The 6,343-nt window shown below is 58.6% G+C and carries 2 protein-coding genes and 3 pseudogenes; 4 read left to right on the top strand and 1 reads right to left on the bottom strand.

Annotated elements, in window-relative coordinates; genetic code table 11:
- The first annotated feature begins 194 nt into the window (after positions 1–194).
- The 4 genes and pseudogenes from xdhA to FCK22_RS16895 form a co-directional block, all read left to right on the top strand.
- Complete coding sequence (gene xdhA / locus FCK22_RS16910) at positions 195–1,658, top strand: xanthine dehydrogenase small subunit (RefSeq protein ID WP_067264924.1); 1,464 nt, start codon at positions 195–197, stop codon at positions 1,656–1,658.
- Positions 1,659–1,674: 16 nt separating this feature from the next.
- Positions 1,675–3,993: pseudogene (gene xdhB / locus FCK22_RS16905) on the top strand (xanthine dehydrogenase molybdopterin binding subunit).
- Between the two features lie 3 nt (positions 3,994–3,996).
- Positions 3,997–4,878: a xanthine dehydrogenase accessory protein XdhC gene (gene xdhC, locus FCK22_RS16900; RefSeq protein ID WP_067264922.1), complete on the top strand. Its 882-nt coding sequence runs from the start codon at positions 3,997–3,999 to the stop codon at positions 4,876–4,878.
- Positions 4,879–4,920: 42 nt separating this feature from the next.
- Positions 4,921–6,219 (top strand): annotated as a pseudogene (locus tag FCK22_RS16895) (xanthine/uracil/vitamin C permease); the annotation flags it as partial.
- A gap of 11 nt (positions 6,220–6,230) precedes the next feature.
- Here FCK22_RS16895 and FCK22_RS16890 read toward each other — a convergent pair.
- A pseudogene (locus tag FCK22_RS16890) lies at positions 6,231–6,343 on the bottom strand (IS5/IS1182 family transposase); the annotation flags it as partial.

Here is a 6,343-nt window from a genome sequence, read left to right as displayed (position 1 = left end):
CGAACGAAAACGCGCAGGCTTTCGATATAAGACATATAGGTGACCTCCTCACCCAATGAGGATGCCCAAGCCCCGATCTACTTTCAACGATCTGTTGAAAGTATTTAGCGTTTCAGGTGATTTTTTTTACCTAAACAACTGTGTCTATCGTAGCGGCGACGATCACAGCCAGACTGGCGATTGGGAGGCACCCCGTGGACTATCAACGCGACATTCGTTTCATCCTTAACGGCACAGAGATGTCTTTGGCTGACGTACCAGCCAGCCAAACCCTTCTCGATTTTCTCCGGCTCGACCGCCGCCTGACCGGGTCAAAGGAAGGCTGCGCCGAAGGCGATTGCGGCGCTTGTACCGTGCTTGTGGGTCGCCTTGGCACTGCCGGCTTGGTGTATGAACCGATCAATGCCTGCATTCGCTTTCTGGCCTCCCTCCACGGGTGCCATGTGGTCACGGTCGAGCATCTCTCCGGCCCAGAGGGTCGGTTGCACCCCGTCCAAGAAGCGATGATCGACCATCACGGCAGCCAATGTGGCTTTTGCACGCCCGGATTTGTCATGTCGCTCTATGCGCTCTGGATGCAGACGCCCGAACCAACGTCGCAAGAGGTTGAAACGGCGTTGCAAGGCAATCTTTGCCGTTGCACCGGCTACGAGCCGATTATTCAGGCGGCTGTGGCCGTGTCGCGCTATGGCACGCCATCGTCGGATTTGCTGAACGCCGAACGCGAAGAGATAACAGCGCGCCTGCAGGCGCTTCATTCCAAAAAACGCATCGTCTCTGGTCCCGAAGATAACCTAAGCATCATTCCGGCGGACGTGGACGATCTGGCCGATTGCCTGTTGAGCTATCCGAACGCCACCATCGTCGCGGGGTCTACCGATGTCGGGCTATGGGTGACAAAGTTCCTACGGCAAATCGGACCTGCGATTTTTACCGGCCATCTGAACGCCTTGAAAACAGTCGAACGACAGGGGGATCAACTGATCATCGGGGCTGGCGCTAGCTATACCGATTGTCAGGCCGTCCTGTCGGAGCACCTGCCACATCTTATCCCATATTGGAACCGTATCGCGGGTTGGCAGGTGCGTAATATGGGCACGGTTGGGGGCAACATCGCGAATGGCTCTCCGATTGGCGATACCCCGCCCGTCCTGATTGCGCTTGGGGCCCAGATCACGCTGCGGCACGGCGATGCCCGTCGCAACATGCCCCTGGAGAAGTTTTTCATCGACTATGGCAAGCAGGATCGCGCAGCGGCGGAATTTGTCGAAAGCATTCAGGTTCCCCTGCCCGGCTCCGACGATTTGAACGCCGCCTACAAAATATCAAAACGGCGTGACGAGGATATCTCATCGGTGGCCGTGGGCATCCATATGACAGTTACCGAAAGCGTGATCAGCAATGCCCGCATTACCTTTGGCGGCATGGCGGCAACGCCTAAACGTGCGAAGGCCGCGGAAACTGCGCTGAACGGTCAGCGCTGGACGCGCGAGATCTTTGAGGCCGCGGCAGCAGCGCTGGCCGAGGATTTCGAACCGCTCACCGATTGGCGCGCCTCTTCGCGGTATCGAAAGCTCACGGCGCAGAACCTGCTGCGCCGGTTCTATCTTGAACAGGATGCGCAGAGCGCCGCTCCCGTTCAACTTATCAACGCTTAATGAAAGGAGACGACAGATGAAAGACAACGTTTCCATCACCGGCACCGCCCACAGCGATCGCATTCACGACAGCGCGTCCAAACATGTGACAGGCGCGGCGGATTACACCGACGATATTGCCCTGCCCGAGGGAACGCTCCACGCCTATTTGGGTGTCTCGGATGTTGCCCATGCGACGCTTTTGGGCATTGATTATACCGAAGTCCTCGCGACCTCCGGTGTGATCGGCGTTTTGACGGCCGACGATGTGCCGGGTGTCAACGACCTGAGCCCGACCGGGCTGAATGATGAGCCGGTTTTCCCCACCGATCTGATCCAATTCCATGGTCAACCGTTGTTCGCGGTGATCGCGAAGACACGCGACATTGCGCGGCGTGCCGCGGAAAAAGCCAAAATCAGTTACGATGGGCTGCCCCATGCGCTTGATCCCATTCAGGCGCAGCAGGCGGGATACCCGCATGTCACCGCTCCGCTGAAACTGGAACGGGGCGATGTCGATAGGGCAATGGAATCTGCAAGCAATCGGATCAAAGGCAGGATCACGGTCGGCGGACAGGATCACATGTATCTTGAAGGGCATATCGCCTTGGCCATTCCCGGGGAGGACGACGATATCGTCGTGCATTCCTCCACGCAGCACCCCTCCGAAGCGCAGCATATGGTGGCGCAGGTGCTCGGTGTGCCCTCGAATGCCGTAGTGGTGAACTTGCGCCGCATGGGCGGTGGGTTCGGCGGCAAAGAAAGCCAGATGAACCTGTTCTGCGCCGTCGCCGCGATGGCCGCGAAAAAGTGGAATCGCGCCGTGAAAATTCGCCCCGACCGGGACCAAGACATGACGGCGACGGGGAAACGTCATGACTTCGTGATCTATTATGACGTTTCTTTCGACGCGGCAGGACGCATCGAAGCGGTGAGCGGCAGCTTTGCTGCACGCTGCGGTTTTTCCGCCGATCTCTCGGGGCCAGTGACCGACCGCGCCCTGTTTCACGCCGATAACGCCTATTTCTACCCGAATGTTCGGCTTGAAAGCCACCCGATGAAAACAAACACCGTCTCCAACACGGCCTTTCGCGGCTTTGGCGGCCCGCAGGGGGTGGTGGCAGCGGAACGCATCATCGAAGAAATCGCCTATGCCACCGGTCAGGATCCACTGGATGTACGCAAGGCCAACTTCTATGGCGGCGCGGGGCGCGACCTAACGCCCTATCACCAGAAAGTCGAAGACAGCATTCTCGAACGGCTTGTCGGGGAGTTGGAGAACACCTCCGACTACCGCCAGCGGCGCAAGGAGATCATGGCTTACAATGAGACCTCGCCGGTGCTCAAAAAGGGGATAGCGCTGACCCCGGTCAAGTTCGGAATTTCCTTTACGGCGACGTGGTACAATCAGGCCGGCGCGCTCGTGCATGTCTATAACGACGGGTCGATCCACCTGAACCATGGCGGCACCGAGATGGGTCAGGGGCTGAACACCAAGGTGGCACAGATTGTCGCCGAGGCATTTCAGGTCGACTTCGAACGGATCAAGATCACCAAGACCACCACGGAGAAAGTGCCGAACACATCAGCGACTGCGGCCTCCAGCGGAACCGACCTAAACGGGATGGCCGCGCTCAATGCAGTAGAGCAGATCTAAGCGCGGCTCGTCGCGTTTGCATCGTCAACTTGGGATGTTTCCGCAGAAGAGGTGACTTTCCACGCAAACAAAGTGTTCATCGGGAAGGATATCCTGACATTTGATGCATTCATCAAACAGGCCTATCTCGCCCGCGTGCAGCTTTCGGCGGCGGGATTCTACAAAACACCCAAAATCCACTGGGACCGCAGCAAGGGACAGGGGCGCCCATTCTACTACTACGCCTATGGCGCGGCATGCTCTGAGGTGACAATAGATACGCTGACGGGCGAATATCGGGTTGAGCGCACGGACATTCTGCATGACGTGGGCCGCTCGCTCAATCCGGCTCTGGACCGGGGACAGGTAGAGGGTGCCTTCATCCAAGGCATGGGATGGCTTACGACCGAGGAATTATGGTGGGACGATGCCGGACGGCTGCGGACCCATGCGCCCTCCACCTACAAAATCCCCCTCGCCTCGGACCGCCCCCGCATATTCAACGTGAACCTTGCCGACTGGTCGGAGAACCGCGAATTGACCGTAAAGCGCTCCAAGGCCGTAGGAGAGCCGCCCTTCATGCTTGGGGTTTCGGTCTTCGAAGCGCTCTCGATGGCCGTCGCTTCGGTCGCCGACTACCGCGTGTGTCCACGTCTTGATGCTCCGGCCACGCCGGAACGCGTGTTGCTGGCCGTGACGCGGCTGCAGGCCATGGTGTGAACCATGTCGAATACCCCCACCTCTCTGACAGAATTCCTCGCGACACATTCCTCGGTCATCCGCGTCGCGCTGACCCGTGTGCGTGGCTCTTCGCCCCGAAACGAGGGCACGGAGATGTTTGTCTCTGACCAAGCGCTTGGGGGGACGATCGGCGGCGGCCAGCTGGAATTCATGGCGATCCAAGCTGCAAAGGACATGTTGCAGAGCGGAGACTTGGAGCGAGAGATGGACGTGCCGCTTGGCCCCGAGATCGGCCAATGCTGTGGGGGACGGGTCGAAATCCGCTTGATGCGGATGCGGCCCTCGGACAAGCGCGCCGCAGCAGAACGCGCGCGCCAGACAGAGGCGGCACTGCCTCATGTCTACGTCATGGGGGCCGGTCATGTCGGGCGCGCATTGGCCGACCTGTTCCAGCATTTGCCCGTCAAATGTATCCTAGTTGATCCCCGGCCAGAGGAGATCGCATATAACACGGCTGCGGTAGAGACCCGTATCAGCGTGCTGCCGGAGGCCGAGATCTGGAACGCACCGGCGGGCAGTGCCTTTATCGTGCTGACCCATGATCACGGGTTAGACTTTTTATTGGCATCTGCCGCCTTGCAACGCGGCGATGCCTTATATGTGGGCATGATCGGCTCGGCCACCAAGCGCGCGAAGTTTAAAAACTGGGTCCGCACGCATTGCGACGGCCAAACAATCGAACATTTGAATTGCCCCATCGGGGCATGCGGTAGCCGCGACAAGCGGCCCAGCGTCACTGCAGCTTTCGTAGCTGCCGAAGTGATCGCTGAATTGACCACTGAAACTGCCGCAACCGTCCCGATCGGGGTAATAGAAGCGCCCCCGGGGCGCACATATCTGGGCCGAACGGGGAGACTGGCCTAATCGGGCCAGAGGCGTTCCGCCCTATCAGTGGAGGAGACCGTCATGGACGTGAGGACGTATAACTACAAGCTGTTTGCACGCAGCGATTTCAACGCTTTCTGGGCGTTATTTACCGATAACCTAGTGAACTTGCTGATCCTGACCGGGGTTTGCCAATTCGTGTTTCAGATGCCGCCCGAGATCGTTTTTGGCCGCATCGTACCCGGCGCCGCCATCGCCATTTTGGCCGGTGTGGCGGTCTATACCTATATGGCCAAATGGGCGGCCAATCGACAGGACAAAGACGTGACCGCCCTGCCCTACGGCATCTCGACACCCGTGATGTTCGTCTATCTTTTCGGGGTCATCGGGCCAATTTACTGGGCCACGGACGATCCCTTGCTGGCATGGCAAGTCGGCATCGGCGCGGGCTTTATGGGTGGTATCGTGGCAGCACTCGGGGCCATCGTTGGGCCATGGTTGAAAGAGATCACGCCGCGTGCGGGCATGTTGGGCACCCTATGCGGCATTGCCTTGGTGTTTATCGGCTCTGTACCCTTGGCGCAGATCTTTGAAAGCCCGATTATCGCGTTCACCTCCCTGTTGTTCATTCTTTGGGGATTGATCGGACGCTTTCGCCTTCCCGGCAACCTGCCTGCCGGTCTGGTCGCAATCGCCGCCGGTACGATAATCGCTTTCGCCTTGGGAGAGTCCAAAGTGGACGTCAGCGGGATCGGGTTTTACCCGCCGGTTCCTTATATCGGCGACCTGTTTGCCGGCCTGCAATATCTGTTTGCGAACCCCGAACTTTTCCTCGTGCTGATCCCGGTGCAGATCTACAACTTCATCGAGACGATGAACAACGTGGAATCTGCCGAAGCGGCAGGGGATCACTATCCGGTTGGCCTGTGTCAGGTCACCGATGGCGCGGGCACGATGCTGGGTGCGCTCTTTGGTTCGCCCTTTCCAACGACTGTCTACATTGGTCATCCCGCCTATAAGCGGCTCGACGCACATGCGGGCTATATCATCGGTGTCGCCATCGTCATCGCCGCTGCCGCCTTTGCCGGGCTTCTGTCCTTTCTTGCGGGCCTGATCCCCGTTGCCGCGGCTGCGCCGGTCTTGGTCTTTGTTTCTGTCAGCCTGATCACCAACACGGCTTGGGCGGTAAAGCCAATGCACATGGCCGCCGTATCCTTTGCCATCCTACCGCATATCTCGGCGTTCTTGATGACCAAATGGGGATCGTTGATGAACGCTCTGCGCAGTTCCGGTGTCGAGGGGCTGCCCTCCTTGGGGGATGAAGCACTTACCGCCGCGCTTTTAATGGAAGGCGCGCATTACGAAGGTCATCTGGCCCTTAGGGTCAGGATTCATAACCAATAAATGACGAGAGCCGCGAGCGCGATGGCAGAGAGAAACACCTTAGGGCAACGGTCATAACGGGTCGCGACACGCCTCCAATCCTTAAGCCTACCGAACATGA

The organism is Sulfitobacter sp. 15WGC (genome assembly GCF_005068605.1).
In the GTDB taxonomy this organism is placed as follows: Bacteria; Pseudomonadota; Alphaproteobacteria; order Rhodobacterales; family Rhodobacteraceae; genus Sulfitobacter; species Sulfitobacter faviae.
Note: the sequence above shows the minus strand (reverse complement) of the source record. Positions and strands in the feature narration are given on the sequence as shown.

What these genes read in the sequence shown, in the direction of transcription:
- xdhC (WP_067264922.1), top strand. Translation starts at nt 3,997, where the DNA reads ATGTCGAATACCCCCACCTCTCTGACAGAATTCCTCGCGACACATTCC.